Consider the following 25,563-nt stretch of genomic DNA (forward strand, 5'->3'; position numbering starts at 1 on the left):
CGGCTGGTGTGCCGGCAAAAAATTTGAGGCCGCGGATCCCGGTTAGGGGTTCCGCGGCCTCGAGGTGAGCCGGTGGTCTGTTTGTCAGACCGGCCTTCCTCGAGGCGGGACACCGCTGCCACCATCCGTGTAGCGCTTGCTGGAGATGGTGATGTTGCTGCCCTTGAAGCCAGTGGTCCCCTTGTTTCCCTCGACGCGCACCAGGGCCGATTTGCCCAACTCGGCCTGGGCCGGGACCTGGTGCACCCGCGGAGCCGGGACGAGCCTTGCCGCGGTCGGCAGGGCCCGGACGAGCTCAACCTGGGTCCGCTCAGCGGCCATCCACGCCGGGGCGGCGGTGGCGGGCAGCAGGGCGGGCAGAGCGCAGGCAGGGTTCAGCGGCATCGACGGAGCGTGCATCAGCATGTCGAGCTTCATCGTGGCCACCTCCTCCATTGCGTTGCACTCGTAGTCGAACCCCGGCGAACCCACTGCTCGCCAAGGTGTGTCCTGAGGCTATGCCTGCCCTACACGAGAGGGCAAACGAATTAACGGACTAGTTTTCAAAGTTTTTCGGCGCAAGATCATCTGGGCTCGCTCCGGCCACCAGAGCGAAGACCGCGTCGCCGTACTGGCCCAGCTTGCGGGGGCCGATCCCGGCGATCGCGAGCAACTGCGCCGGATCCGCCGGACGGCGCTCCGCGACGGCCACCAACGTGGCATCCGTGAACACCACGTAAGCAGGGACTTTGAGCTGTGCGGCGGTGCTCGCGCGCCACGCCAGGAGGCGCTCGTGGAGGTCCTCGTCCAGGTCGGACGGACAGGTCGGGCAACGGCCCAGCTTGCGGTCGGCGCCGGCCAGCAGAGTGGCGCCGCAGATCCGGCAGGAGGACACCTGAGGACGCCTGCGCTCCGGTTTCCGCCCCGGCTCGGTGGTCCGCGTTTCGGCCGCGCCACCACGGGTGAGCTGCGGAAGGAACCGGCACGGGCGTCGGGTCCGGCCGCCCGGGGAGCGCGATTGGCCGTACGACAGCCAGAGCACGTGCCGGGCGCGGGTCACCCCGACGTAGAGCAGACGGCGCTCCTCCTCCAATTGTTCGGCCGTCTTCGCGTACGTCGTCGGAAGAGTGCCGTCGGCGAGGCCCACCAGGAACACCGCGTCCCATTCGAGGCCTTTGGCCGAGTGCAACGAAGCCAGAGTGACTCCGGACACAGTCGGTGCGTGCTGCTGCTCGGCACGGCGGGCGAGTTCGTCGTTGAAGGCCGCGAGCGTGACCTCCCGCTGAACCCGCCCGGCCTCGCCGATCGGCAGGATCTCCGGCGACGCCGCATACTCCTCGGCGAGCGCCACCAGGGCCGCCAGCGCCTCCCACTGCTCGCGTGCGGCGCCGCCGGGTGGCGGATGATGCCGGTTCCACCCGGTCGCCGCCAGTGCCTCCACGACCGCCTCGACGAGCGGCGTCTCCCCCGGGATCGACCGGACGGCGGCTCGCAGCGCGATCATGGCCTGCCGCACCTCGGCCCGCTCGAAGAACCGCTCGGCGCCCCGGACCACGTAGGGCACCTCCGCGTCGGCGAGCGCCTCCTCGTACGTCTCCGACTGCGCGTTGGTCCGGAAGAGGACCGCGATCTCGCTCGCCGGAGTGCCGGCCGCGATCAGCTCCCGGCAGCGGCGGGCCACCGCTATCGCCTCGCCGTGCTCGTCCGGGAAGATCTTGAGTTCCGGCTCGGGCCCGGGCGGCCGCTGACCGACCAGCTCCAGCCGCAGTTTCGCCTCGGTGCCGCGGGCCTGCCGGATCACCGCGTTGGCGAGGCCCACCACCTGCGGCGTGGAGCGGTAGTCGCGGACCAGCCGGACCACCACGGCGCCGCGGCGCTGCCGGGGAAAATCGATGAGGTACGCCGAGGTGGCGCCGGTGAACGAGTAGATCGTCTGGCTCGCGTCGCCGACCACCGTCACGTCGTCCCGGCCGCCCAGCCAGGCGTCCAGCAGCCGCTGCTGCAACGGGTTGACGTCCTGGTACTCGTCGACGACGAAATGCCGGTACTGGGCGCGGATCTGGTCGGCGACGTCCTGGTGCTCCTCGATGCCCCAGACCGCGGCGCGCAGCAGGTCCTCGAAGTCGATCACGCCCTGCCGGCGTTTGAGCTGCTCGTAGGCGGCGAACACCTCGGCCACCCGGGCCGGCTCGTACGGCGGCTCGCGCAGCGCCTTGGCCGCGGCCACCGCATACTCCCCCGGCTCGACCAGGGACGACTTGGCCCACTCGATCTCACCGGCCAGGTCGCGGGCGGCCGTCCGGTCGGCGCGGACCCCGGCCCGGGCCGCCGCCAGGCCGACCAGCCGGGCCTTGCTCTCCACCAACTCGGGCATCTGCCGGCCCTCGAGCAGGCGCGGGGCGAAATAGCGCACCTGGCGCAGCGCGGCGGCGTGGAAAGTGCGGGCCTGCACCCCGCCCGCGCCGAGCGCGCCGAGCCGGGCCCGCATCTCGGCGGCGGCTCGCGCCGTGAAGGTGACCGCCAGCACGTGCCGGGGGCTGATCTCGCCGGACATCGTCCGATACGCGATCCGGTGGGTGACCGCGCGCGTCTTGCCCGTGCCGGCGCCGGCCAGGATGCAGACCGGACCGGCGGGCGCGGTCACCGCCGTACGCTGATCGGGGTCGAGCCCGGCCAGCACTCCTTCAGTCCGCACGGTAGGGAATCATGACACCCCGGCGGGGTGTTGTGCCTATCAGCCGCACCGCCGTGTGACCTGTATCGAAGGAGCCCTGACCGATGCTGACCATGTACTCGACGTCCTGGTGTGGGTACTGCCACCGCCTCAAGTCGCAGCTCGACCGGGAGGGCATCGCCTACGACGTCGTCGACATCGAGCAGGACGAGGCCTCGGCCGCGTTCGTGCGCAGCGTGAACGGCGGGAACCAGACGGTGCCGACCCTGAAGTTCTCGGACGGCTCGGCGCTGACGAACCCGTCGATCGTCCAGGTCAAGCAGCACCTCGCCGCGATCGCGGCATGATCTCCGGGAGGGGCCACGGCCCCTCCCGGAACCGTTACGGAATCAGCGCCGGGATGCTCGAGTCGAGCAGGCCCCGCTCCTTGAGCGCCCCGTAGAGCGGCGTGGTCTCCGGGTAGTGACCCCAGTGGTGGTCGCCGTCACCGTTGCCGAATCCGCCGAGCAACTGCTTCTGCACCTCGTTGAGGCCCGCCCACTCCGGCCGGTTCGGCAGGTCGGCGTTTTCGTCACGCATGGCGATCCAGCGCGGGGTGTAACCGAAGAACGCGCCGACGCGGGTGATGTCGGAGTAGTTGTCCGACCGGGCGTGCCAGATGCGCCGGTCGAAGACGACCAGGTCGCCCGCGTTGGCCGTGATCTGGGTCGCGCCATCGGGCTGCGGCCACGGGACGCCGCGGCTCGGCGGGCCGGGCAGCCAGTTGGTCTTGTGGCTGCCGGGCAGCACGGTGAAGTTGCCCCGGCCGGTCTCGCTCACGTCGGAGAACCAGTACGCCAGCTTGACCGACAGCATCGGCCGCGGGTCGGTCTCGATCTCCCGGTTCTGCCGGCCGCCGTCCTGGTGCCAGTGCCACCATTCCTTCTGCTTCTCGTGCAGCTGCGGGTGGACGTCGATGTGCGAGTGGTAGATGTGCAGGTTCCACCCGAGCAGCGACCAGATGTACTTGAAAGCCTTGGGGTGGTCGATCAGGAAGGCCAGCTCGGGCACGTGCGCGATCGGCGACAGCTGGTGCAGGGCACCGGTCGCGCTCAGCCTGCCCTCGGACTTCTGCTTCTCGTAATACCCCAGGATCGCGGCGCGACCGACCGCGATCTCGCTCTCGCTGAGCACCGACGGCACGACGATGTAGCCGTCCCGGTCGAACGCCTCCCGCTCCTCGGCGGTCATCGGCGTCCACGCCGGCGCCTCCACCTGAGTCATCGGTTCCCCTCTCGTCTTTTGCAAGGAAGACGCGATGAGACCTCCGCCGGGTTGCCACTAACCAGAAATATTTTCTGAATCCTCGAGCAGCCATTTCTCAATTAAATAGAAGGCGATCGAAGAACTCATCGGAATCGACTGCGAACCCTCACCGGAAAACATCTTCCCGACGTCCTCCCTGGTGAACCAGTGCGCCTCGTCGATTTCCTCCGGGTCCAGGGTCAGCGGCTCAGCCGGATCGGCGATCCCGTGAAAACCGAGCATCAACGAGCCGGGGTACGGCCACGACTGGCTCCCTTCGTACCGGATCTCGGAGAGGCCGATACCCACCTCCTCGTAGACCTCACGGGCGACCGCCGCCTCGGCCGACTCGCCCGCCTCGACGAACCCGGCCAGGCAGGAGAACCGCCGGCCCCCGTCCGGCCGGGGCGGCCAGGCCGCGTTGTGGCCGAGCAGGCAGCGGCCGAGCGGGCCGGGCACCCCGTCATGCACCAGGATGATCATCGCGGGGTCGGTCCGCGGCCACATCATGACGCCGTCCGGGTCGACCCGCGCCCAGCCGGCCTCCACCACCTCGGTCGGCTTCCCGGTACGCGGAGAGTAGCGGTGGCTGCGGTGCCAGTTGCCCAGCGCGACCGCCGTGGTGAGCAGGCCGGTGCCGAGATCGTCGAGCAGGTGCCCGGACTCGCGCAGCCCGGTCGCGCGGACCCCGTTCCGGGTCTCCAGCGGGGCGTCGACGGCCCAGTACGGGGTGCCGTCCGGGCCGACGCCGAGGAACCAGCGCTCCGCCTCCGGCGCCGCCGACGACGGCACCAGGGTCAGGGCGGCGCCGCCGTCGGGACGGTCGGTGACCAGGGCCCGGCCGCCCTTGGCCAGGTCCACGACGAGGACCTGGCCGCGATCCCAGGCGGCGGCGAGCCATTCCTCGTCCCGGCGGTGCTCGGCCGCACGGTCGAGGGTGGTACGGGCGAGCGGAGGACCACTCGGCTTCTCGGAGCTGATCACGCTGCGCTGCGCTCCACGACGGTCAGGGCGGACAACTGCGACTCGATCTTCTCGGCGTCACCGAGGACCACTGTCACCGCCCGGGACGGGGCCAGATACTTCGCGGCCGCGGCGGCGACCTCCTCGCGGGTGGCCGCGGACAGCGCCGCGGAATACTCCCGCAGGTGGTCGAGACGGAGCCCGAAGCCGGCGTACATCCCGGCGAGAGCGGCGAGCCCGGCCTGGGTGGACATGCCGAGGCGGAGCGTGCCGAGCGCATACCGCCGGGCCTGCTCCAGCTCCTCCTCACCGGGCGGGAGGCTGGCGATGCGGCCCAGCTCGTAGACCGTCTCCAGCAGCGACGGGCCGGTCACCTCGGTGGCCACCTCGGCGGCGGCGACCAGGGCGGAACCGGCGACGTAGTGGTCGATCGACGAGTACGACCCGTAGGTGTAGCCCTTGTCCTCCCGGATGTTCTCGGTCCACCGGGAGGAGAAGTAGCCGCCGAACACCAGGTTCGCCAGGTAGAGCGGGGCGTAGTCGGGATCGGTACGGGTCAGCGCGGGCAGCGCGAGCCGCAGCGACGACTGCACCGAGCCGGGCCGGTCGACGAGCAGCAGCGGGCCGGTCTCCAGCGCCGGGGTGGGCGGCAGGCTGCCGTCGGCGGCGCTGCCCGACCAGCCGCCGAGGATCTTCTCCGCGGTGTCGATGGCCTGGTCCGGGTCGATGTCGCCGACCAGCACGAGCACGGCGCCGTCGGGACGGACCCGGGCGGCGTGCAGGTCGCGCAACGGCTCGGGGGACAACGCCCGGATCTCGTCGGGCTCCGGGGTCTGCACCGCGTACGGGTGAGTGCCGTACATCCGCTTGAGCAGTGCCACCCGGGCCAGGTGCGCCGGCTGGCTGAGGGCGACCTGGATGTGGTCGACGAGCCGGTCCCGCTCGGTGGACACCTCCTCCACCGGGTAGGTGGCGTCGGTCAGCACCGAGGCGAGCAGCTCCAGCGTCCGGTCGAGACCGTCGGCGAGCGCGTTGCCGCTGATCAGCAGCCGGTCCGGGTCGAGGCCGGCGGACAGGCCGCCGCCGACGGCCTGCAGCTCGGCGGCGATGTCGATGCTGTTCATGGCGCTGGTGCCGGTGAAGAGGGCCTGCGAGAGCAGGGTGGCCGGGGCCAGCGGGGCCCGCCCGAACGGGATCCGCAGCCGCACCTCGACCAGGGGCACCGCGGACCGCCGGATGGCGATCACGGTGAGACCGTTGGGCAGAGTGCGCTCGCGCTCCCGCGGCAGGTTCAGCTCGGCGTCCGGCACCAGGTCGGGCAGGGTCTTGGTCACGAGGAGGCTCCCGGGATCACTTCGACGGAGGCGCGGCGCTCCGGCCGCAGGGTGGCCGCGGCGGCGACGATCTGCTCCTCGCGCACCTCGCTGATCAGCTTCGGCAGGTCGTTGAGCAGGCCGGGGCGGCCGCGCTGCAGCTCCAGGACGGCCATCGGCTGGGCCCGGCCGAGCACGTCGTCGGTGCCGTGCAGGGAGCGGGTCGCCATCCGCGCCTGGGTGCGGTCCAGCTCGCCGGGCTTGAGGCCGTCGGCGGCCAGCCGGTCCAGCTCCTCGTCGATGGTGCGCAGCACCTTGTCGGCGTCGCCGCCCGGGGGCATGTGGGCCTGCAGAAGCAGCGCGGTCGGGTTGCGCACCAGATACTCGTCGCCCATGAAGCCGATGTAGCCGCCCAGGGTGGTGGCCGTGCGGTCGCGCTGGACCAGGCGCTCGACCAGCCGGGACGCGTCACCGTCGGTGAGCACCTCGGCGAGCACCACGTAGGGCAGGTAGTCCTCGAAGGTGCCGATCGGGTCGGGCACGCGCCATCCGGCGGCCACGGCCGGCAGCGGGGCGATGCGATCGGTGTACGACTCGCGGCGCTCCCCGCTCAGGTCGGGCTCGTCGAAGTCGGGCAGCTGCGGGGCCGGGCGGGCCGGGACGTCGCCGAAGTGCCGCTCGATCATCGCGGTCGCCTCGGCCACGTCGAAGTCGCCGGCGACCGAGAGCACCGCGTTGCCACAGGCGTAATACCTGTCGAAGAAGCCCTGCGCGTCCTCGACGGTGGCGCTCTCCAGATCCTCGAACGACCCGTAGCCGTCGTGCGCGTTCGCGAAGGTGCCGAACATCACCGGTGGCAGTTTCAGCCACGGGAACCCGCCGTACGGCCGGTTCAGCACGTTGACCCGGATCTCCTCCTTGACCACGTCGACCTGATTGCGCAGGTTCTCCTCGGTGAGCCGGGGACCACGCATCCGGTCGGCCTCGAGGAACAGCGCACGCTCCAGGCCACCGGTCGGGAGCACCTCGAAGTAGTCGGTGTAGTCGAGGTGGGTGGAGCCGTTGAAACTGCCGCCCGCGCCCTGCACGTGGCGGAAGTGCGCCAGCTTCTCCAGGTTTTCCGAGCCCTGGAACATCAGGTGCTCGAAGAGGTGGGCGAAACCGGTACGGCCCTCCGGCTCGCTGCGGATGCCGACGTCGTAGACGACGGCCACACCGACCACCGGGGCGCTGCGATCCGGGGAGAGGACCACGCGCAGACCGTTGCCGAGCGTGAACCGCTCGACCGGGTATTTCGTCGCGGGGATCTTGATTTTGGGCGCCACGCTACGAATCTAGCGGACACTTCTGCGTAGCCGAACGGCGACGCCGCGTAAATACATCAATATCCGTTCCCGATCTTCCGCCGCGAATCGGACCGGATGTGGCGTGTCACCGCCATCCCTGTCACCCCACCGATGGAAATCCGGCACGATACACCCCGAAAATGCCCTGGATGCCGGTTTCCCGCTCCGCGACTCCCGCTTGACGCACCAAACCCACATGGTCCAGTATTCCCATCCAACAGATAGGTTAACCGAAGTATTGGCGGGAGGGGAGCGCGGCGTGTACGTCTCGGCTCGCACGGACTACGCCGTACGCGCGATGCTGGCGGTCACCGCCGAGCACCCACGCCTGGTCAAGGCGGCCGGACTGGCCGCCGTCCAGGACATCCCGCTCAGCTTTCTGCAGGGAATCCTGCTCGATCTGCGCCGCGCGGGGCTGTTGCACAGCCACCGTGGTGTGGACGGCGGATACGCCTTGGCCCGCCCGGCCGAGGAGATCACCGTCGGCGATGTGGTTCGCGCCGTCGGGGGTGCCCTCACCACGGTCCGGGGGCTGCCCACGTCCACGGCGACCTACCACGGTGCGGCGACGGCGCTGCACGACGTGTGGATCGCCGTCGAGGCGGCCATCGAGGGTGTCGTCGACCACAAGACCCTGGCCGAACTCTCCAGCATCTCAGTGAAACGGAATTAGGAGTGAGCATGAGCTCCCGCACCATACGTGCGCTGGCCCTTGCATCGGCCGCCCTGGTGGCCACGACCGCGCTGGCCGCCTGCGGTTCCAAGGAAGAAGAGAAGACCGCCGCCGAGGCCGCCGCGGGCAACGCCGCCGAGGCCCCCGCCATCAAGCTGGGCTACTTCCCCAACATCACCCACGCCCCGGCCCTGGTCGGCGTGAACAAGAAGATCTTCGAAGAGAAACTGGGCAGCACCAAGCTGGAGGCGACCACCTTCAACGCCGGCCCGGCCGCGATCGAGGCGCTGCTCTCCGGCGCGATCGACGCCACCTACATCGGCCCGAACCCTGCGATCAACGGCTGGTCCAAGTCCAAGGGCACCGCGCTGAAGATCATCGCGGGCAGCACCTCGGGCGGCGCCGGCCTGGTCGTCCGCGAGGGCATCAACACCCCGGCCGACCTCAAGGGCAAGAAGATCGCCACCCCGCAGCTGGGCAACACCCAGGACGTCGCGCTGCGCGCCTGGCTGAAGTCGAACAACCTGAACGCCGACACCAGCGGCGGCGGCGACGTCTCGATCCTGCCGCAGGACAACGCGACCGCGGTCCAGGCCTTCGCGCAGGGCACCATCGACGGCGCCTGGGTGCCGGAGCCCAACTACAGCAAGCTGATCCTCGAGTCCAAGGGCAAGGTCCTGGTCGACGAGAAGACGCTGTGGCCGAACCAGGAGTTCGTCACCACCCACCTGATCGTCAGCCAGGACTTCCTGAAGAAGTACCCGGGCACGGTCAAGAAGCTGCTCCAGGGCCACATCGCGGCGGTCAAGTACATCAAGGACAACAACGCCGACGCGCAGAAGGCCGCGAACGCCCAGATCGAGGCTCTCACCAGCAAGCCGCTGAAGGACGAGATCCTCACCGCCGCGTTCGCGAACCTGAAGTTCACCTACGACCCGATCGCGTCCTCGCTCTTCACCAGCGCGAAGCACGCCGAGGAGGTCGGCCTGCTCGACCCGGTGGACCTCAAGGGCATCTACGACATCACCCTGCTGAACGAGCTGCTGAAGGCGGACGGCCAGGCCGAGGTCAGCGACGCCGCGGCCTGATCCGGCCTCTCATCGCAAAGATCTGAACCTCAAGGGAGGGCGAGTATGAGCACGGTTGTCCGGATCGACGATGTGACCAAGCAGTACGGTGCGGGAAGCAATGCCCTGCTCGCCCTCGACCACATCTCCCTCGACGTCGACAAGGGCGAGTTCGTCTGCCTCCTCGGCGCCTCCGGCTGCGGCAAGAGCACCCTGCTCTCGCTGGTCGCCGGCCTCGACGAGATCACCAGCGGCACCCTGGACATCAGCGGGAAGCATGTCGCGCTGATGTTCCAGGAGGCCGCCCTCTTCCCCTGGCTCTCGGTCGCCGCCAACGTCGAGCTGCCGCTGAAACTGCAGGGGGTGGGCCGCGCCGACCGGAAGAAGCGCGCCCAGGAGCTGCTCGAGATCGTCCGGCTGGGCGGTTTCGGAGGGAAGCGGCCGCACGAGCTCTCCGGCGGCATGCGGCAGCGGGTCGCGCTGGCCCGGGCGCTCGCCCAGAACGCCGACGTCCTGCTGATGGACGAGCCGTTCGGCGCGCTCGACGCGATGACCCGCGACATCCTGCACGACGAGCTGGAGCGGATCTGGCGCGAGCAGGAGCTCACCGTTCTCTTCGTCACCCACAACGTGCGCGAGGCGGTCCGTCTCGGCGACCGGGTGGTCCTGCTGAGCAGCCGCCCCGGGCGCGTCATCGAGGACTTCAAGATCGATCACGCCCGCCCGCGGCGCATCGACTCCCCCGAGGTCTCCGGCCAGGCCGCCGAGATCACCGACCGGCTCCGCGCGGAGGTCGCCCGTCATGCCAACTGACACGTCAACCGACGGCGCCCCACAGGGTGACGCTGTGACCAACCTGGCGCCCTCCGATCGATCGGATGTTGCCGCCGACCGGGTCAGCGGCCTCGACGCCCTCGAACTCGCGCCCAAGACCGACAAGGGCGCCCTCGGCAAGCGGATCTGGGCGAGCACCTGGCCGAAACTGCTGGCGATCGCGATCGTCGTGGGAGCGTGGCAGCTGGTCTTCCTGTCCGGCTGGCGCAAGCCGTACGTCCTGCCGCCGCCGGCCGACGTGTTCGCCGAACTGGGTGAGCTGATCACCGAGCCGAAGTTCTGGGACGGCGTCCAGCTGACCATGACCCGGGCGCTCACCGGGTTCGCGCTGGCCGTGGCGATCGGCACGCTGCTCGGTGCGCTGGTCTCGCAGTTCAAGCCGCTGCGCGCCGCGATCGGCTCACTGATCACCGGCCTGCAGACCATGCCGTCGATCATGTGGTTCCCGCTCGCCATCCTGCTCTTCCAGCTCGGCGAGGAGGCGATCCTCTTCGTGGTCGTCATCGGGGCCGCGCCGTCGGTGGCGAACGGCCTGATCAGCGGCATCGACTACGTGCCGCGGACGTGGCTGCGGGTGGGCCAGGTGATGGGCATGCGGGGCATCGCGAAATACCGGCACCTGATCCTGCCCGCGTCGCTGCCGTCCTTCGTCTCCGGGCTCAAGCAGGGCTGGGCGTTCTCCTGGCGCAGCCTGATGGCGGGTGAGCTGCTGGTCATCGTGCCGGGCACGGTGTCCATCGGCGTCCGGATGCAGACCGCCCGTGACCTGAACGACGCGGTGGCCGTCATCGCGTACATCATCGTGGTTTTGATCATCGGCATCCTGGTCGACCAGTTCTTCAACGCGGCCGACGGCGCCCTCCGCAAGCGCTGGGGCCTGACCGCGAGCTAGGCCGGCCGCACCGAGTCGAGAACCTCGTCGACCACGTAGTCGAACTGACGGTGGGTGTCGGGGACCGAGACGTAGAGGATCGCGGCCGTCGGTTTGCCGACGTCGATGACCGCCACCGCGGAGAGCTCCGAGGTGGCGGTCAGACCCGGTTCCCGGAAGCTGAGCCGGAACTCGCTCACCCAGGCCGGCCGCCCGCCGAGTGTCGTCACCTCGTCGCGGATCGGCTCCATGCTGTTCGGCTGGGGGTAGTACTCGGCGCGCACGTCCGCCGCGACCTGCCGGCCCACACACTCCAGGTCGAGCGTCACGGCGTCGTTGTCGGCCGCCGGGACCGCCGCCGACAGGATCGATGCGTGATACTGCCCACCCTGGTAGACCTCGGTGACGAAGTGCTGCCCGACCCGGTACGGCACCTGCAGGGTGCCCGCGTTCCACACCTCGGTCCACGGGACCCAGGGCGCGCCGTACCTCTTGTAGCTGATCCCCGCGTTCGGATCGACGGTGCGCTCGCCGTCGGCCGGCGCCGCCGGAGCGCTCGGCGCGGCGGGCGTCGCGCCGCCGGGCGAGACAGTGGGCGCCGGGCAGGCCTGCGCCAGCGGGGGCCGCAGATCGGCGGGCGCCGCCGCCTTCTCCCCGAACGGATCACCGTCCCCGCCGAAGATCACCACGAGCAGGATCACCAGGCCGGCCGCGAGGATCACGCCGGCCACCCCACCGAAGATCATCAACTGCCGCCGGCGCCGCTCGGGTCCCTCCGGGCGGGGCGGCTCCGGCGGCGTCTCGGGCTCCGGACCCGGCCCGGGTACGCGATGACCGGTCACCATCCCCGACGACCACGGCCCGCCCGGCCGCTCCCAGGCGGACATCGGCGGCTGCGGCTCGGACATGCACACCAGTGAACACCACGAGCGCTGTGACCGGCGCGGCTCCCACGCCGTCCCACGGGCCGGTAAGCCTGCCGGAATTGTGCATCCGACTCGCGCCGTTCCCAGAAACTTCGGTTACCGTGCTGCCATGGAACTGGTGTATCCCCCGGTCGTCGCCCTGGCAAAGACGATGTTCCGCGTGCTCGACAACAAGATCGTCATCGAGGGCGCCGAGCACATCCCCGCGACCGGCGGAGCCGTGCTCGCCAGCAACCACTCCAGCTACCTGGACTTCATCTACTGCGGCTACGGCGCGCAGCCGGCCAAGCGCCTGGTCCGCTTCATGGCGAAGAAGCAGGTCTTCGACCACAAGATCAGTGGCCCGCTGATGCGCGGCATGCGGCACATCCCGGTCGACCGCAAGGCCGGCACCGCCGCCTTCAAGCACGCCATCGACTCCCTGAAGAACGGCGAGATCGTCGGCGTCTTCCCCGGAGGCGACGATCAGCGAGTCGTTCACCATCAAGGCTCTGAAATCGGGCGCGGCCCGGATGGCCCAGGAGGCCGCGGTCCCGCTGATCCCGATGGCCGTCTGGGGGCCGCACCGGCTGTGGACCAAGGGACGCAAGAAGGAGCTGACCAAGCGTCACGTGCCGGTCATCATCAAGATCGGCGAGGCGATCCCGGTCGCCGGGGACGCGACGCCGGAGTCGATCACGGCGACGCTGAAGGAGCGGCTGAGCGTGCTGCTCGACGCGGTTCAGCGGGCCTACCCCGACCAGCCGGCCGGGCCGGACGACCGCTGGTGGCTCCCGGCGCACCTCGGCGGCACCGCGCCGCTGCCCAAAGCCGCTTCCGTCTGACCGATACCGATCACCTGAGGCCTCCGGCGCGCCGGGGGCCTTTCGTCTGTCTGGCGGCCCTCCGGCATGCCGGAGGCTTCTCGCCTTCCTGGCAGCCTCCGCGAGCCGAGGGCTTCTCGCCTTCCTGGCGGCCGCCGCGCGCGGGGGGCCTTTTCGTCTTCCTGGCGCCTTCGCACGGCGGCAGGAAGCGACAGTGGGGAGTCCGGACGCGTGATGCGCCCGAACTCCCCACGGTCATCTTCCCAGCTGCCCGGCCGCGTAAGGCGGCCGAAACTCAGAGGTGAATCAGAGGGCCCGGATGTTGGCGGCCTGCGGGCCCTTCTGGCCCTGGGTCACCTCGAACTCAACCCGCTGGTTCTCCTCCAGGGCCCGGTAGCCGGACATCTGGATCGCAGAGAAGTGGGCGAAGACGTCGGCGCCGCCGTCGTCCGGGGTGATGAACCCGAAGCCCTTGTCCGCGTTGAACCACTTCACAACACCGGTAACCATGCTCGTCTCCTCGACGATCGATCGCTCCTGGCCATTATGGACGGGAGCGAGGTAATAAGACCCGCATTCTGTGGGTCTCGTGTCGCCGTACTGATCGCCCGACCGGAGAAACCCGGGTTACGACAAAGAGCGCCTGGGGCAGACTTCCCCACAGGCGCTCCTGAGTACTTGGGAACCAAACTGACAACGCTGAGGAGCCTAGCACGGGGAGGGAGGCCGGGACGTGCTCGGCGTAGAACTGGCATGGCAGCTCAAAGCCGCGGGACTGGCATGGAAGCCGCAGCTCGGCGACCGTTTCGCCATACCGGACCGAGACCTGGACGAGGAGGTCTTCGTGCTCAGCAACATGACGATCCAGGTCCACGATCGCCCGGAGGGGCGAATCATCGGCTTCAACGGCACCACCGAGTGGGCGCTCGACGACGTCGATCTGGACGAGGCACTGTGGCTGCCCCGCGAGGACCAGCTGCGCGAACTGCTCGGCGGAACGTTCCGGTCACTTCATCAAGATCAAGACACCCATACGGTACGGACGAAGCTGCTCGGCCGCGAGCACGAGTTCACCGCGGCCACCGCCGAGGAGGCCTACGCCGCCGCTCTGACCCACCTCCTGACCGCCACCCGCTGACAGGAGTTCGGGTGTCTCATCGCCCCCGACGACCCCCGGAAGGCTCTCAGCGGCGCCTTACCGCCCCGGTGAGAGCCATCCCCGATCCTCCGGCACGCTCGTCCGGTGTGGCTCCCGCCGGAGCCCGTGAGACACCGGCGAGAGCCACACGGGGGTGATCCTCAGTGCTCGGCGGGTGGGATCTCCTCGATCAGGGCGGCCAGCTCGGCGGTGTCCATCAGGTCGGCCGGGCGGACCGTGACCTGCTCGCGGACATAGTGGAAGCCGGCCCGGACCTTGCGCACCGGCACCCCGGCCAGCGACGCCCAGGCGATCCGGTACGCCGAGAGCTGAACCGCCGCCGCCTCCGCCTCCGCACCGGACGGGCGGCGGCCGGTCTTCCAGTCGATCACGTCGAAGCGGCCGTCCGGGTCGGCGTAGACCGCGTCCATCCGCCCCCGCACCACCACCCCGGCCACCGTCGTGGCGAACGGCACCTCCACCTCGATCGGCGTCCGCTCGGCCCACTCGCCGGTCAGGAACGCCTCCTGCAGCGCCGCCAGCTCCTCGTCGTCGGCCGCGCCCTCGTCCGCCGCTCCCGGCAGGTCGTCGATGTCGAGCAGCCGGACCGCGCCGAACCGCTGCTCCAGCCACGCGTGGAAGGCGGTGCCCCGGCGCGCCTGGGGGGCCGGGCGGTGCGGCAGCGGACGGCGCAGCGACCGGGCCAGGGACTGCGGGTCACGGCGCAGCACCACCAGCTGCGAGACCGACAGGTGGGCGGGCACTGTGACCTCGATCGGGCCGTCCTTGCGGGCGCGTTCCTCCCGTTCGGCCAGCAGCAGTGTCGCCTCGCGCCGCCAGCGGGCGATGTCGGGGTCCTCGGACTCCGCCGCCCGATCCGCCGCCTCGGCCGCGGCCAGCACGGCAGCCCGATCCGGCGCCGTCCGCGCTTCGGGACGGGACGGCTGATCAGAATCGGTCCCGCCCGGGGCGGCGTGCGGGCCGGCCTGGCGCGGGATCGGGGGGTGGGACGGGACCGGGGGGCCGGCGGGAAAAGGCCGGAACGGGTCGGTGTGCCGTACCCCTGTGGTGGATCTTGACCAACCTGCACCGTCCGGGACCTCGCCCGGACCGGCCAGGCCGACCAGATCGGCCGCCAGGCCCGCCCTGGCTGCCACCTGCGGATCCGCGGCAGCCAGGTCGGCGAAGGCCTCCGCGGCGGACGCCTCCGGATTCTCGATCATGCGGCGGATCAGGTCCGCGGCCGCGGCCATCGCCGGGCGGCGCAGGCCCAGCGGGTCGGCCGGCCACTCGGCGGTCGCCACCACCTGATCGCTGGGATTCGAGTCGCCCGGCGCCGGCTCGGGCGTCCACACGTCGACCACCCCGGCGCCGTCCGCGCAGGTCTGACGGATCTCGTCGAGGAAGACCGACGGGCCGCGGGGCCGCTTCACGCCGTCGCCCCACCAGTAGCCGGAGCAGAGCAGCAGCCGGCGCGGGCGGGTCACCGCGACATAGGCCAGGCGGCGCTCCTCCCGTTCGTCGTGCTCCCGCCAGGAACCACCGAAAGCGGTCACGGCGGCCGCCACGTCCTTCTGCTCCATGGCGTCGGACAGGTCCAGGTCGGGCAGGCCGGACGAGTCGCCGCGCAGCGGGAACGGCAGCACCCCGATGCCGCCCAGGTAGTGGTCGGACGAGCGGGCCAGACCCGGCCAGACGCCCCGGCACAGGCCGGCCGCCGACACGACGTCCCACTCCAGGCCCTTCGCGGCGTGCGCGGTCAGGATCTGGACCGCGCCCTCGACCACGTCGACCTGGCCGGGCTCCAGGCCGCGTTCCTCCTCCTCGGCCGCGGCCAGGAACGCCAGGAAACCGGCGAGCGTGCCGGCCTCGTTCTCGGCGCCGTAGCGGGTCGCCGCCTCGCCGAGCGCGTCGAGGTGCGCCCGGGCCAGACCGGCGTCCCCGGCCGCCCAGCCACGCACCGCCACCTCGACGTCCAGGCCGATGGTGCGTTCGATGTCGGCGAGCAGGTCGGGCAGCGGCTGGTCCAGGCGGCGGCGCAGCGCGGCCAGCTCCCGGCCGAACTCCTGCAGGCGTCGATGGCCCTCCGGCGAGTAGTTGCGGGGCGCGCCCAGATCGGCCATCGCCTCGACCAGGGTCGCGTCGTCCAGCCGGTCCGTGTTGACCTGCTCCGGGTCGGCGGCGGTCCGGCCCGACGACGCCACCCGGGCGTTGGCGATCACCCGCGACCGCCGGTGCAGAGCCACCAGGTCACGCGGGCCGATCCGCCAGCGGGCCCCGGTGAGCAACCGCAACAGCGACGCGCCGTCGGTCGGGTCGGCCAGCACCCGCAGCGTGCACACCACGTCGCGAACCTCGGGAGTGTCCAGCAGCCCACCCAGACCGACCACCTCGACCGGCAGGCCGCGTGCCCGCAGCGCCTCCTCGATCACCGGGATCTGGCTGCGGACCCGGACCAGGACCGCGCTCGTCGGACGGCGCTCCAGCGGGATCTCCCCCGGTGGTGCCGCCGGCATCCCGGCGACCAGGCGCCAGGCGGTCAGCATCGAGTCAGCGATCCAGTTCGCCTCGTCGGCGTACGTCGGGAGCAGCGCGCACGTCACCGTCCGGCCGCCGACCGCCTCCGCCGTACGGTCCGCGGCCTGCAACTGGTGCACCTGTGCGCGCAGCGGCGCCGAGATCGTGTTCGCCACCCGGAGGATCTCCGGACGGTTCCGCCAGCTCCGGGTGAGCGTGCGCACCCACGCCGGATGTCCGGCCGAGTCACGGAACTCCTCGGGGAACCGCTCCAGCGTCCCCGCCGAGGCGCCCCGCCAGCCGTAGATCGACTGGCACGGGTCACCGACCGCGGTCACCGGGTGCCCGCCGCCGAACAGGTTGTTCAGCATCGTCACCTGGGCGTGGCTGGTGTCCTGATACTCGTCGAGCAGCACGATCCGGAACCTGCCTCGCTCGATCGCGCCGACCTCCGGATGGTCCCGGGCGACCAGCGCGGCGCGGGCCATCTGGTCGCCGAAGTCCATCGCCTCCAGGTCGAGTTTGCGCTGCTCGTAGAGGCGGACCAGGGGCAGCAGGGTGAGCCTGTTCTGCTGGCGGCGCAGCGCCTCCGATACGTCCTTGTAGACCCGGCCCGGATACTCCTGGAGGTCGGCGAAGAACCGGCCCGTCCAGGCGGCCAGATCATCCGGGCCCACCAGGTGTTCGGCCATCTCGGCGGAGAGCGCCAGCACGTCGTCGGTGACCGTGCCGGGCGCCCGGTTCAGCCCGGTCATCTCCCCCGTGTAGGTGCGGACCAGGGAGTCGACGATCTGCCAGCGGGCCGCCTCGGTCAGCAGGCGTGCGGACGGCTCGAACCCGGCGCGCAGGCCGTGCTCGGTCACCACCCGGGCGGCGTACGCGTGATAGGTCGAGATGGTCGGCTCGCCGGCGAGCGCCTCGTCCCGGCCCAGGCGGCGGCCCAGCTGGCCCAGCCTGGTGCGGACCCGGTGCGCCAGCTCCCCCGCCGCCTTCCGGGTGAAGGTGAGACCGAGGATCTCACCCGGGTGGGCGTAGCCGTTCGCCACCAGCCACACCACCCGCGACGCCATCGTCTCCGTCTTGCCCGAGCCGGCGCCCGCCACCACGAGCAGGGGCTCCACCGGCGCCGCGATGATCGCTTCCTGCTCGGACGTCGGATCCGGCAGCCGCAGCAGCCGGGCCAGCTCACGCGGCGTGAACCGGGGACCCGACCGGGCCTGGCGGCGGGGCCGGGGGCCCTCGGCGAACAACGTGGGCTGCGTCATCGATCCTGATCCGGTCCGTTCGGCTCGACGACCTGCCGGCCCTTGCCGGAGATCGGGCAACTGGTTCGTACCGGGCAGACCCGGCACCGGCTGTTCGCCACCGCCGAGAAGGTGGACGCGGCCATCGCCGCCGCCGTCCGGCGCACCATACCGTCCGCCCACGCCGGATCGGTGGCCTCCGCCAACGGCACCTGCATCTGCTCCCGGGCGTCCTTGCCCGGCCCCAGCTGCACCAGCGCCGCGCCACCGCTGTCCGTGCCGAACTCCGCGAACGCGCCGGCGCCGATCGCCGCCTGATAGCCGCCGAGCTGCGCATTTTCCGCCACGTCGGAGGACGACACGGCGGTCGTCTTCCCGGTCTTCAAATCGATCACCACGAGCCGGCCGGCCTCGTCCACCTCCAGCCGGTCCACCCGGCCGGTCAGCTGAATCGGGTTGCGCTCGTCCTCCAGCCGCACCGTGAACTCGTGCTCGATCGCCAGCAGCCGGCGCGGGTTCACCGCCAGCCAGCGCAACAGCTTGTCCACCATCGCCTGCGCGCGATCCTGCTCCGGCCCGGCCAGCCACTGGGCGGCCAGCTCGATCGAATCGAACCGCGCCGACACGTACTCGACGAGCTTCTCCCGATCCGCGTTCGCATCCTCCGCCAGCATCGCGGCGGCATGCACCAGGTTGCCGATCCCCTGCGCCGGCCCGGCCGGGGCGGCGCCCCCGTGCCGCTCCAGCAGCCAGCGCAGACTGCACCGCAGCGCGCTCTCCATCGACGACGGCGTCACCTTGACCGGCTCGCCCTCGTCGACCAGCGGCCGATCGTCGGACAGCGGACGCAGGCCCCACCACTCGTCCGGATGCGCCCCCGGCACACCGGCAGCCGCGAGGCGTGCGAGCTCGGCGGCCGCGGCGCGCCTGCGGCTGGGCGTTTCGGCACTTCCCACCACGACGGTACGCAACTCCGCCACCAGAGACGCCAGGGTCAGGGCCCGGGGCGGCCGCCCGACCGGCAGCTCCACCTCCCCGTCGTCGTCGGCCGGCGCCGGCGCGTCGTCTTCGCCACCAGCGGATACGCCGTCAGTGCGGCCTCGCGTCACCGAGCCCGGCACGCCGCTCGGGCGACCCGATGCCACCACGCCGGGCGGACCGCCGTCACCACGCGCACCGAAGTCACCACGAGCACCGTCGTCACCACGAGCACCGTCGTCACCGGGCGCCTCGGCTTCGCCGGCTCGGCTCAGGTCCGCCGTGTCGGAACCGCGCTCGTCGTCACGAGCCGGCGCGTCGTCATCGGTGGGAGCGGGCGCGCCGCCGGCCGGGCGGGTAGGCGTGTCGGGTGGGCCGGTGTCCCAGGGGTCCGGCTGCGGAGGGAGGTCGCCGCCGGGGCCGCGGGCCGGGGTGGCCAGTTCGGTGAGGAAACGGCTGGGCTGCTCCTCACCGACGGAGCCGCCGACACTCGCCGACGCCACCGCAGTGACCACCAGGCGGCGCCGGGCACGGGTGGTGGCGACGTAGAACAGCCGTCGTTCCTCGTCGAGCAGGGCCGACGTCTCGCCCAGAATCGCCTCCGGGCCGGTCGCCGGGCGGCCGGCCAGCACGTCGACCAGTCGCTCCGAGCCGAGCAGGCTGCCGCGGAGCCGCAGGTCCGGCCAGATGCCCTCCTGGACACCGGCGAGGATCACGACGTCCCACTCCAGGCCCTTCGCCGCGTGGGCGGTCAGCAGCCGGACCGCCTCGCCACGGTCGGCGCTCGGGGCGATCGAGTCGGCGGGCAGCTCCTGGCCCAGCACATGGTCGAGGAAGACCGAGACGCCGGCGCCAGGAAGCCGGTCCACGAACCGGGCCGCGGCGTCGAAGAGGACCACCATCGCGTCCAGGTCGCGGTCGGCCGCCTCGGAACGCCACTCCCGGGCACGGGCCGAGTCGCGCTGATCCGGCATCGGGGTGTTCCCGGTGCTCATCGCATACCACCGGTCGTGCAGGCCGCTCTCCCGCCAGACCGTCCAGAGGACCTGCTCAGCGGAAGCGCCGGCCTCGGCAGCGGCCTCCCGGGCCACGGTCAGCAGCCGGGCGACCGTCTGAGCGGGCCGGGCCCAGCGCCGCTCGACCAGGTCGAGGCCCGCCGGATCGCGAACCGCGTCGACCAGCAACTCGCCCGAGGGCCGACGGTCACCGGCACTGATCGCCAGCGCCCGCAGGCCCTGCCGCAGCCGCCGCTCGGCCAGCGGATCGGCGCCACCGAGCGGGGAGTGCAGCAGCGCGACGGCCGCCTCCTCGTTCAGCGCCTCGGGGTCGACCGCACAACGCAGCAACAGCAGGAACGGCGCGACCGCCGGCTGCAGGTGCAACGGCAGGTCCTCGGCGTGGATGATCGTCGGCACTCCGGCGGCGGCCAGTGCCCGCTGCACCGAGGGCTGCTGCAACGTCGTCGACCGCATCAGCACCGCCATCCGCGACCACGGGACACCGTTCAACAGGTGTGCCTCGCGCAGGGCGTGCGCGATGTAGGCGGTCTCGGCAGCCGTCGACCGGAAGGTCCGGACCACGGCCGCCGGCACCGGCCCGAAGTCCGCCACCGGTGTCCCGTCACCGGCGCCGGACCCCGCCCCGGGACGATCGGACCCGCTGGACGCGCTCGGCGCATCGGCTCCGGCTGGAGCAGAACCAGCCGATACCGCGGTGCCAGGCGCCGAAGCGCCGGGCGAGGCCGATCCGGAGGAGGCCGACCCGGACAAGTCGGGGCCGGACGAACCGGGGCCGGACGAACCGGGGCCGGACGCGGATGACGGCGTTTCCGGGGCGGTGGGAAGCGGGAGGGGCGGCGGATACATCAGGCGGTGGGCCATCGGGCCGCGCATGCGGCGGGTCACCCGGGTGGTGGCGGTCAGCAGGGGTGCGGCGGCCCGGTAGCTGGTGTGCAGGACGACGGTTTCGGCCGGGGTGCCGGAGATCCCACGGAAACGGGGTGGGAAAGCGGTGACCACGGCCGGGTCGGCGCCTCGGAACCCGTAGATCGACGAATCGGGGTCGGCGAAGGCGACCAACGGCTTGCCGCCGCCGGCGACCTGGGAGAGCAGGTCCACCTGGGCCGGGTCGGTCTCGGCCAGCTCGTCGACGTAGACGTAGGACAGGCGGCGGCGCTCGGCCTCCAGCAGGTCGGGCTCGTCGGCCAGCAGGCCGGAGGCGGCGCGGACCAGCTCGGCCGGGTCGTAGGCGGCGGAGCCGCGGGTGGTGACGTCGCGGAGGGCGAGAACCGCAACATACTCCCGGAGGAAACGGGCGGCGGCCGGCCAGTCGTCGCGGCCCAGGCGCTCGCCGAGGCGGGCCAGCTCGACCGGGCCGACGCCGCGCTCGGCGGCACGCTGCATCAGGTCGCGCAGCTGCTGGGCGAAGGCTCGGGTGGGCAGGGCCGGGCGCAGGGCCTCGGGCCAGCCGATCTCGTCGGGGGCCTCCGGATCGGCGACCACGGCCAGCAGCTCGCGGATGATCAGATCCTGCTCGGGGCCGGTCAGCAGGCGGGGGGACGGCTCGCCCCGCTCGGCCGCCGCGCGGCGGAGCAGGCCGAACGCATAGGCGTGGAAGGTGCGCACCAGAGGCTCGTGGACGATCCGGCCGGGGTCGTCGGCGATCCGGGCCTCGATGCGGTCGCGGAGCGCGGCGGCGCTGCGGCGGCCGAACGTGAGGACCAGGATGCGCTCCGGGTCGGTGCCCTCGGCGATCCGGGCGGCGACGGACTCGACCAGCACCGACGTCTTGCCGGTGCCGGGGCCGCCGACGACCAGGAGCGGACCGGAGGTGTGGCCGATGACCCGGCGCTGGACCGGGTCGGCCGGCAGCGCGGGCGCCACCGGGCGGGGGCGACGGACCAGGCGATAGGTGGGCCGGCGCACCGGGGGAAGGGAAACCGGCGTGCTCACGGCATCTATGAGAGCACGCCGGTATGACGTTCTTCCGGGGCAGGACGGGCGGCCCCGGCGGAATCACACCGAACGGCCGATGCGGGACCACCGTTGAGCCGGTCACCCGGAGGTGGACCGGCCGGCGCCGCGCACGTTCCGGGGCGGCGCGACGTGCCTCTTGCGCGAGGCGGCCGGCCGGGGACCGTACCGAAGAAGGATCAGTGGGCGGCGGGACTCGCTGTACCGGAGGCGGCGCCGGACGGACCGCTTCGCGGGCCGGCGGCGAGGAGCGTTTCGGTGAGGTCGACGGCTTCGGTGACGGTACGCACGGTGTGGAGCATCTCCATCGCCGCCGGCCGGACGAATTTCTGGTCGACGAGGGTGGCGAGCCAGCGGGTGAGGCCGTCGTAGAAGCCGTCCGGGTCGACCAGGATGATCGGCTTGCCGTGCACGTCGAGGGTCGCGGTCGTCCAGACCTCGAAGAGCTCGTCGAGGGTGCCGAGGCCGCCGGGCAGGGTGATGAACGCGTCGGACCGGTCGATCATCACGGTCTTGCGGGCGGCCATGTCGCCGGTGACGACGAGTTCGGCGGAGGCCTCGTCGGCGACCTCCAGATCGACCAGGCACTGCGGGATGATGCCGAGGGTGTGGCCGCCGGCCGAGCGGGCGCCGTCGGTGACCGCGCCCATCATGCCGACCCGGCCGCCGCCGGAGACCAGGGTGTGCCCGCGCTCGGCCAGCACCCGGCCGGTCTCCGCGGCGAGGTCCAGCCAGCGCTGCTCGAGGGTGGTCGAGGAGGCGCAGAAGACGCAGATCGCGGCCATGTCACTGCTGCCCGGCGGGGTCGGCGTCGGTGATGATCCGGACGGCTTCGGCGACGTCGTCGGTGACCTGGATGAGGTCGAGGTCGGCGGCGCTGATCTTGCCGTCGTCGAGCATCCGGCGTTTCATCCAGTCGAGGAGGCCGCCCCAGTACTCGGTGCCCATCAGGATCACCGGGAAGCGGGTCACCTTCTTGGTCTGGACCAGGGTGATCGCCTCGAACAGCTCGTCCAGCGTGCCGAAGCCGCCGGGCAGGACCACGAACGCCTGCGCGTACTTGACGAACATGGTCTTGCGGACGAAGAAGTAGCGGAAGTCGATGCCGATGTCGACCCAGTCGTTGAGGCCCTGCTCGAAGGGCAGCTCGATGCCGAGGCCGACGGACATGCCACCGGCATCGGTGGCGCCCTTGTTGGCGGCCTCCATCACGCCGGGGCCGCCGCCGGTGATCACCGCGTAGCCGGCCTCGGCCAGGGCGGCGCCCAGATTTTCGGCGAGCTCGCACTCGAAGCTGTCGGGGGCGCTGCGGGCCGAGCCGAAGACGCTGACCGCCCGCGGCAGGTCGGCGAGCGTGTCGAAGCCCTCGACGAACTCGGAGAGGATCCGCAGCGCCCGCCAGGCGTCCTTGGTCTTCCACTCGTCACGGTGGTGGGAGTCGAGCAGTTTCTGATCGGCCGTGCTCGGCGGGATGGCGTCACGGCGCAACGTGACGGCTCCTCGATGACGCTCCGGCCCCGGCTGTCGCCCGTTGGTGCTCTCCGTCATGCCACAAAGGTAGTGCGGACGGTCAGTACCCGGTGAATAACCGGCTGCGTTTCGGTAAGAGGATTGCGACCCGCAGACCTTTTTGCCAGATTGAATCAACCGACAGTAGCTCTGACGCGTCTGTACAGTTACCGACCTGGCATCACCGGGCTCCCCGCGAAGGAGCGACCATCGTGACGAATCGACACGAGCGCCTCAGGATGCAGCGCCGGATCCGCCTGGTGCTGGAGGAACGGCGTGCCGCCTTCGCGGCCCGTGACACGGAGCCGGCCGTGGATCCCGAGGCGACCATGGAGATCCCGCCGCCGCAGCGTGCGGTCGGCCGGGTGACAGTGCAGTACTGACTAGGGCGCCAGCCAGCGGTAGAGGGTGGCCGCCCCGTCGCGGATCTTGCCGATCTCGACGTGCTCGTCGGGCGCGTGGGCCAGCGCCGGGTCGCCGGGGCCGTAGTTGAGGGCCGGGATGCCCAGCGCCGCGAACCGGGCCACGTCGGTCCAGCCGAGCTTGGCGGCCGGCTCGATGCCGACGGCGGCGAGGAACTCCCGGGCCGGCGCCGCGTCGAGGCCGGGCAGCGCGCCCGGGGCCGAGTCGGTGACCTCGACGTCGAAGCCCTGGAAGACCTCCCGCAGGTGCTCGGCCGCCTGCTTCTCCGAACGGTCCGGGGCGAACCGCAGGTTGACGTCGACGACACACTCGTCGGGCACCACGTTGCCGGCGACGCCGCCGGAGATGCCGACCGCGCTCAGGCCCTCGCGGTAGGTGCAGCCGTCGATGGTGACGGTCCGCGGGTGGTACGCCTCGAGCCGTCGCAGCACCTCACCGGCGGCGTGGATGGCGTTGACCCCGCGCCAGGAACGGGCCGAGTGCGCCCGCCGGCCCCGGGTGGTCACCCGCGCCTGCAGGGTGCCCTGGCAGCCGGCCTCGACCGCGCCGAAGGTCGGCTCGAGCAGCACCGCGAAGTCGCCCCGCAGCCACTTGGGATGCTCCCGGGCGACGAGGTTGAGCCCGTTGAACTCGGACTCGATCTCCTCGGACTCGTAGAACAGGTAGGTCACGTCGTACTGCGGGTCGGGCAGGGTGACCGCCAGGTGCAGGGCGAGCGCGACGCCGCCTTTCATGTCGGCGGCGCCACAGCCGTAGATCAGGTCGTCGACGACGGTGGACGGCAGGTTGCCGTTGACCGGGACGGTGTCGAGGTGCCCGGCAAGGATCACCCGCTGGTCACGGGCCAGTTTGGTACGGGCCATCACCGTGTTGCCGACGCGGCGGACGCTCAGGTGGCCGGCCTTCTGCAGAACGTCCTCGACACAGTCGGCGATCGCCTTCTCGTCGCGGGACACGGACTCGACGTCGACGAGGGCGCGGGTCAGCACCACGGGGTCGACCAGCACGTCCGGGGTAAGCGGGTTGGCCATGTGCGCACCATACCGGGGCCCGACGAGGCTCCTGATCACTCATTGAGGGTCCGGTAGGGTTCGGGTCGTGGAAACCGCGATCTCGACTTCGCCCGCCTGGGGCATCGGCCTCGCCACCGTGACCGCCGAGGGGCAGGTCCTCGACACCTGGTTCCCGGCGGGATATCTGGGTCTCGGTGAGGAGCCCGCCGACGCCCCGGTGCTCCCGGCCGGGCAGACCGGCCCGAAACTGCTGCCCGGCCTGAGCACCGTCGAGGTGAGGGTGCTGGTCAAGTCGCTCGCCGACCCGATCGGTGACGCGTCCGACGCGTTCCTTCGGCTGCACCTGCTGTCGCACCGGCTGGTCCGGCCCAACGAGGTCAACCTGGACGGCATCTTCGGCAAGCTGGCCAACGTGGCGTGGACGTCGGCGGGCCCGGTGCCGCCGGAGCGGGTCGACGAGCTGCGGTTCCTGGAGCGTGCGGCCGGCCGGCAGCTGGCCGTCTACGGGGTGGACAAGTTCCCCCGCATGATCGACTACGTGGTGCCGTCGGGTGTGCGGATCGCCGACGCCGACCGGGTCCGCCTCGGCGCCCACCTGGCCTCCGGCACCACCGTGATGCACGAGGGATTCGTCAACTTCAACGCCGGCACGCTCGGCACCTCGATGGTCGAGGGCCGGATCGTGCAGGGTGTGGTGGTCGGTGACGGCTCCGACATCGGCGGCGGCTCGTCGATCATGGGCACGCTGTCCGGTGGCGGCAAGGAGAAGGTGCGGATCGGCGAGCGCAGCCTGCTCGGGGCCAACGCGGGCGTCGGCATCTCGCTGGGCGACGACTGCGTGGTCGAGGCCGGCACCTACATCACCGCCGCGTCGAAGATCACGCTGCCCGACGGTCGTGTGGTGAAGGCCATCGAGCTGTCCGGTGTGAGCAATCTCCTGTTCTGGCGCAACTCGGTCTCCGGTGCTCTGGAGGCCCGCTCGCGCAAGGGCACCGGCATCGAGCTGAACAGCGCTCTGCACGCCAACGACTGATCT

At 71.4% G+C, this 25,563-nt stretch carries 21 protein-coding genes and 1 pseudogene; 9 read left to right on the forward strand and 13 right to left on the reverse strand.

Going from position 1 to position 25,563, the window contains the following annotated elements; translation table 11 throughout:
- Positions 1-84 precede the first annotated feature (84 nt).
- Positions 85-417: a hypothetical protein gene (locus BM290_RS29505; RefSeq protein WP_143133998.1), complete on the reverse strand. Its 333-nt coding sequence runs from the start codon at positions 415-417 to the stop codon at positions 85-87.
- Between the two features lie 118 nt (positions 418-535).
- Positions 536-2,674: an ATP-dependent DNA helicase UvrD2 gene (locus BM290_RS29510; protein ID WP_093619171.1), complete on the reverse strand. Its 2,139-nt coding sequence runs from the start codon at positions 2,672-2,674 to the stop codon at positions 536-538.
- Positions 2,675-2,757: 83 nt separating this feature from the next.
- On the opposite strand from BM290_RS29510, the gene BM290_RS29515 reads away from it, so the two are divergent.
- A complete protein-coding gene (locus BM290_RS29515) occupies positions 2,758-3,000 on the forward strand; it encodes a mycoredoxin (RefSeq protein ID WP_093619172.1) in 243 nt (80 codons plus the stop codon).
- Positions 3,001-3,034: 34 nt separating this feature from the next.
- Here BM290_RS29515 and BM290_RS29520 read toward each other — a convergent pair whose 3' ends face one another.
- From BM290_RS29520 to BM290_RS29535, 4 genes are read right to left on the reverse strand one after another with little or no spacing between them, the layout of a single operon-like run.
- Entirely contained in the window at positions 3,035-3,916 is an 882-nt protein-coding gene (locus tag BM290_RS29520; RefSeq protein WP_093619173.1) for a phytanoyl-CoA dioxygenase family protein, read from the reverse strand.
- A gap of 57 nt (positions 3,917-3,973) precedes the next feature.
- Positions 3,974-4,921 (reverse strand): NAD(+) diphosphatase, encoded by a 948-nt coding sequence (gene nudC / locus BM290_RS29525; protein ID WP_093619174.1) that lies wholly within the window; start codon positions 4,919-4,921, stop codon positions 3,974-3,976.
- Positions 4,918-6,234 (reverse strand): M16 family metallopeptidase, encoded by a 1,317-nt coding sequence (locus BM290_RS29530; protein ID WP_093619175.1) that lies wholly within the window; start codon positions 6,232-6,234, stop codon positions 4,918-4,920. The genes nudC and BM290_RS29530 overlap by 4 nt, the downstream gene beginning before the upstream one ends.
- Entirely contained in the window at positions 6,231-7,538 is a 1,308-nt protein-coding gene (locus BM290_RS29535) for a M16 family metallopeptidase (protein WP_093619176.1), read from the reverse strand. Before BM290_RS29535 ends, BM290_RS29530 begins: the two co-directional genes overlap by 4 nt.
- Positions 7,539-7,818: 280 nt before the next feature.
- Here BM290_RS29535 and BM290_RS29540 point away from each other — a divergent pair, with 280 nt between their 5' ends.
- From BM290_RS29540 to BM290_RS29555, 4 genes are read left to right on the forward strand one after another with little or no spacing between them, the layout of a single operon-like run.
- Positions 7,819-8,232 carry an RrF2 family transcriptional regulator gene (locus BM290_RS29540; protein WP_093619177.1) on the forward strand — a complete coding sequence of 138 codons (414 nt, stop codon included), beginning with the start codon at positions 7,819-7,821 and terminating at the stop codon, positions 8,230-8,232.
- 8 nt (positions 8,233-8,240) lie between these two features.
- Positions 8,241-9,320: an ABC transporter substrate-binding protein gene (locus BM290_RS29545; RefSeq protein ID WP_093619355.1), complete on the forward strand. Its 1,080-nt coding sequence runs from the start codon at positions 8,241-8,243 to the stop codon at positions 9,318-9,320.
- Between the two features lie 45 nt (positions 9,321-9,365).
- The gene (locus tag BM290_RS29550) at positions 9,366-10,112 is read left to right on the forward strand and encodes an ABC transporter ATP-binding protein (protein WP_093619178.1); all 747 of its coding nucleotides are present in this window, start codon (positions 9,366-9,368) and stop codon (positions 10,110-10,112) included.
- Positions 10,102-11,025 (forward strand): ABC transporter permease, encoded by a 924-nt coding sequence (locus tag BM290_RS29555; RefSeq protein ID WP_093619179.1) that lies wholly within the window; start codon positions 10,102-10,104, stop codon positions 11,023-11,025. The genes BM290_RS29550 and BM290_RS29555 overlap by 11 nt, the downstream gene beginning before the upstream one ends.
- Here BM290_RS29555 and BM290_RS29560 read toward each other — a convergent pair.
- On the reverse strand, positions 11,022-11,912 hold the full coding sequence (locus BM290_RS29560) for a hypothetical protein (protein WP_093619180.1): 891 nt from the start codon (positions 11,910-11,912) through the stop codon (positions 11,022-11,024). The genes BM290_RS29555 and BM290_RS29560 overlap by 4 nt on opposite strands.
- A 127-nt stretch (positions 11,913-12,039) precedes the next feature.
- Here BM290_RS29560 and BM290_RS29565 point away from each other — a divergent pair.
- A pseudogene (locus tag BM290_RS29565) lies at positions 12,040-12,754 on the forward strand (lysophospholipid acyltransferase family protein).
- 285 nt (positions 12,755-13,039) lie between these two features.
- Here the strand turns inward: BM290_RS29565 and cspE are convergent.
- Positions 13,040-13,243: a transcription antiterminator/RNA stability regulator CspE gene (gene cspE, locus BM290_RS29570; RefSeq protein ID WP_093619181.1), complete on the reverse strand. Its 204-nt coding sequence runs from the start codon at positions 13,241-13,243 to the stop codon at positions 13,040-13,042.
- Positions 13,244-13,466: 223 nt separating this feature from the next.
- On the opposite strand from cspE, the gene BM290_RS29575 reads away from it, so the two are divergent.
- A complete protein-coding gene (locus BM290_RS29575) occupies positions 13,467-13,871 on the forward strand; it encodes a pilus assembly protein CpaE (protein ID WP_093619182.1) in 405 nt (134 codons plus the stop codon).
- A gap of 161 nt (positions 13,872-14,032) precedes the next feature.
- Here the strand turns inward: BM290_RS29575 and BM290_RS29580 are convergent, their stop codons facing one another.
- The 4 genes from BM290_RS29580 to BM290_RS29595 all read right to left on the reverse strand — a co-directional run bounded on the left by BM290_RS29580 (position 14,033) and on the right by BM290_RS29595 (position 23,130).
- Entirely contained in the window at positions 14,033-17,653 is a 3,621-nt protein-coding gene (locus tag BM290_RS29580; protein WP_093619183.1) for an ATP-dependent helicase, read from the reverse strand.
- Entirely contained in the window at positions 17,650-21,561 is a 3,912-nt protein-coding gene (locus BM290_RS29585) for an ATP-dependent helicase (protein ID WP_093619184.1), read from the reverse strand. Before BM290_RS29585 ends, BM290_RS29580 begins: the two co-directional genes overlap by 4 nt.
- 200 nt (positions 21,562-21,761) lie before the next feature.
- Positions 21,762-22,367 carry an LOG family protein gene (locus tag BM290_RS29590; protein ID WP_093619185.1) on the reverse strand — a complete coding sequence of 202 codons (606 nt, stop codon included), beginning with the start codon at positions 22,365-22,367 and terminating at the stop codon, positions 21,762-21,764.
- A gap of 1 nt (position 22,368) precedes the next feature.
- Complete coding sequence (locus BM290_RS29595) at positions 22,369-23,130, reverse strand: LOG family protein (protein WP_093619186.1); 762 nt, start codon at positions 23,128-23,130, stop codon at positions 22,369-22,371.
- 173 nt (positions 23,131-23,303) lie between these two features.
- Here BM290_RS29595 and BM290_RS48665 point away from each other — a divergent pair, with 173 nt between their 5' ends.
- Complete coding sequence (locus BM290_RS48665; protein WP_158319213.1) at positions 23,304-23,474, forward strand: hypothetical protein; 171 nt, start codon at positions 23,304-23,306, stop codon at positions 23,472-23,474.
- Here BM290_RS48665 and dapE read toward each other — a convergent pair whose 3' ends face one another.
- Positions 23,475-24,545, reverse strand: a complete 1,071-nt coding sequence (gene dapE, locus BM290_RS29600; protein WP_093619187.1) for a succinyl-diaminopimelate desuccinylase — start codon at positions 24,543-24,545, stop codon at positions 23,475-23,477.
- Between the two features lie 67 nt (positions 24,546-24,612).
- Between dapE and dapD the strand changes: the two genes are divergently transcribed.
- Positions 24,613-25,560, forward strand: a complete 948-nt coding sequence (gene dapD / locus BM290_RS29605) for a 2,3,4,5-tetrahydropyridine-2,6-dicarboxylate N-succinyltransferase (protein ID WP_177319951.1) — start codon at positions 24,613-24,615, stop codon at positions 25,558-25,560.
- The last annotated feature ends 3 nt before the right edge of the window (positions 25,561-25,563 follow it).

This window comes from Actinoplanes philippinensis, assembly GCF_900113015.1.
In the GTDB taxonomy this organism is placed as follows: domain Bacteria; phylum Actinomycetota; class Actinomycetes; order Mycobacteriales; family Micromonosporaceae; genus Actinoplanes; species Actinoplanes philippinensis.

Coding starts and splice junctions, on each gene's coding strand:
- BM290_RS29505 (WP_143133998.1), bottom strand. CDS start 417: ATGAAGCTCGACATGCTGATGCACGCTCCGTCGATGCCGCTGAACCCT.
- BM290_RS29515 (WP_093619172.1), top strand. CDS start 2,758: ATGCTGACCATGTACTCGACGTCCTGGTGTGGGTACTGCCACCGCCTC.
- BM290_RS29520 (WP_093619173.1), bottom strand. CDS start 3,916: ATGACTCAGGTGGAGGCGCCGGCGTGGACGCCGATGACCGCCGAGGAG.
- BM290_RS29545 (WP_093619355.1), top strand. CDS start 8,241: ATGAGCTCCCGCACCATACGTGCGCTGGCCCTTGCATCGGCCGCCCTG.
- BM290_RS29550 (WP_093619178.1), top strand. CDS start 9,366: ATGAGCACGGTTGTCCGGATCGACGATGTGACCAAGCAGTACGGTGCG.
- BM290_RS29555 (WP_093619179.1), top strand. CDS start 10,102: ATGCCAACTGACACGTCAACCGACGGCGCCCCACAGGGTGACGCTGTG.
- BM290_RS29560 (WP_093619180.1), bottom strand. CDS start 11,912: ATGTCCGAGCCGCAGCCGCCGATGTCCGCCTGGGAGCGGCCGGGCGGG.
- cspE (WP_093619181.1), bottom strand. CDS start 13,243: ATGGTTACCGGTGTTGTGAAGTGGTTCAACGCGGACAAGGGCTTCGGG.
- BM290_RS29580 (WP_093619183.1), bottom strand. CDS start 17,653: ATGACGCAGCCCACGTTGTTCGCCGAGGGCCCCCGGCCCCGCCGCCAG.
- BM290_RS29590 (WP_093619185.1), bottom strand. CDS start 22,367: ATGGCCGCGATCTGCGTCTTCTGCGCCTCCTCGACCACCCTCGAGCAG.
- BM290_RS29595 (WP_093619186.1), bottom strand. CDS start 23,130: ATGACGGAGAGCACCAACGGGCGACAGCCGGGGCCGGAGCGTCATCGA.
- dapE (WP_093619187.1), bottom strand. CDS start 24,545: ATGGCCAACCCGCTTACCCCGGACGTGCTGGTCGACCCCGTGGTGCTG.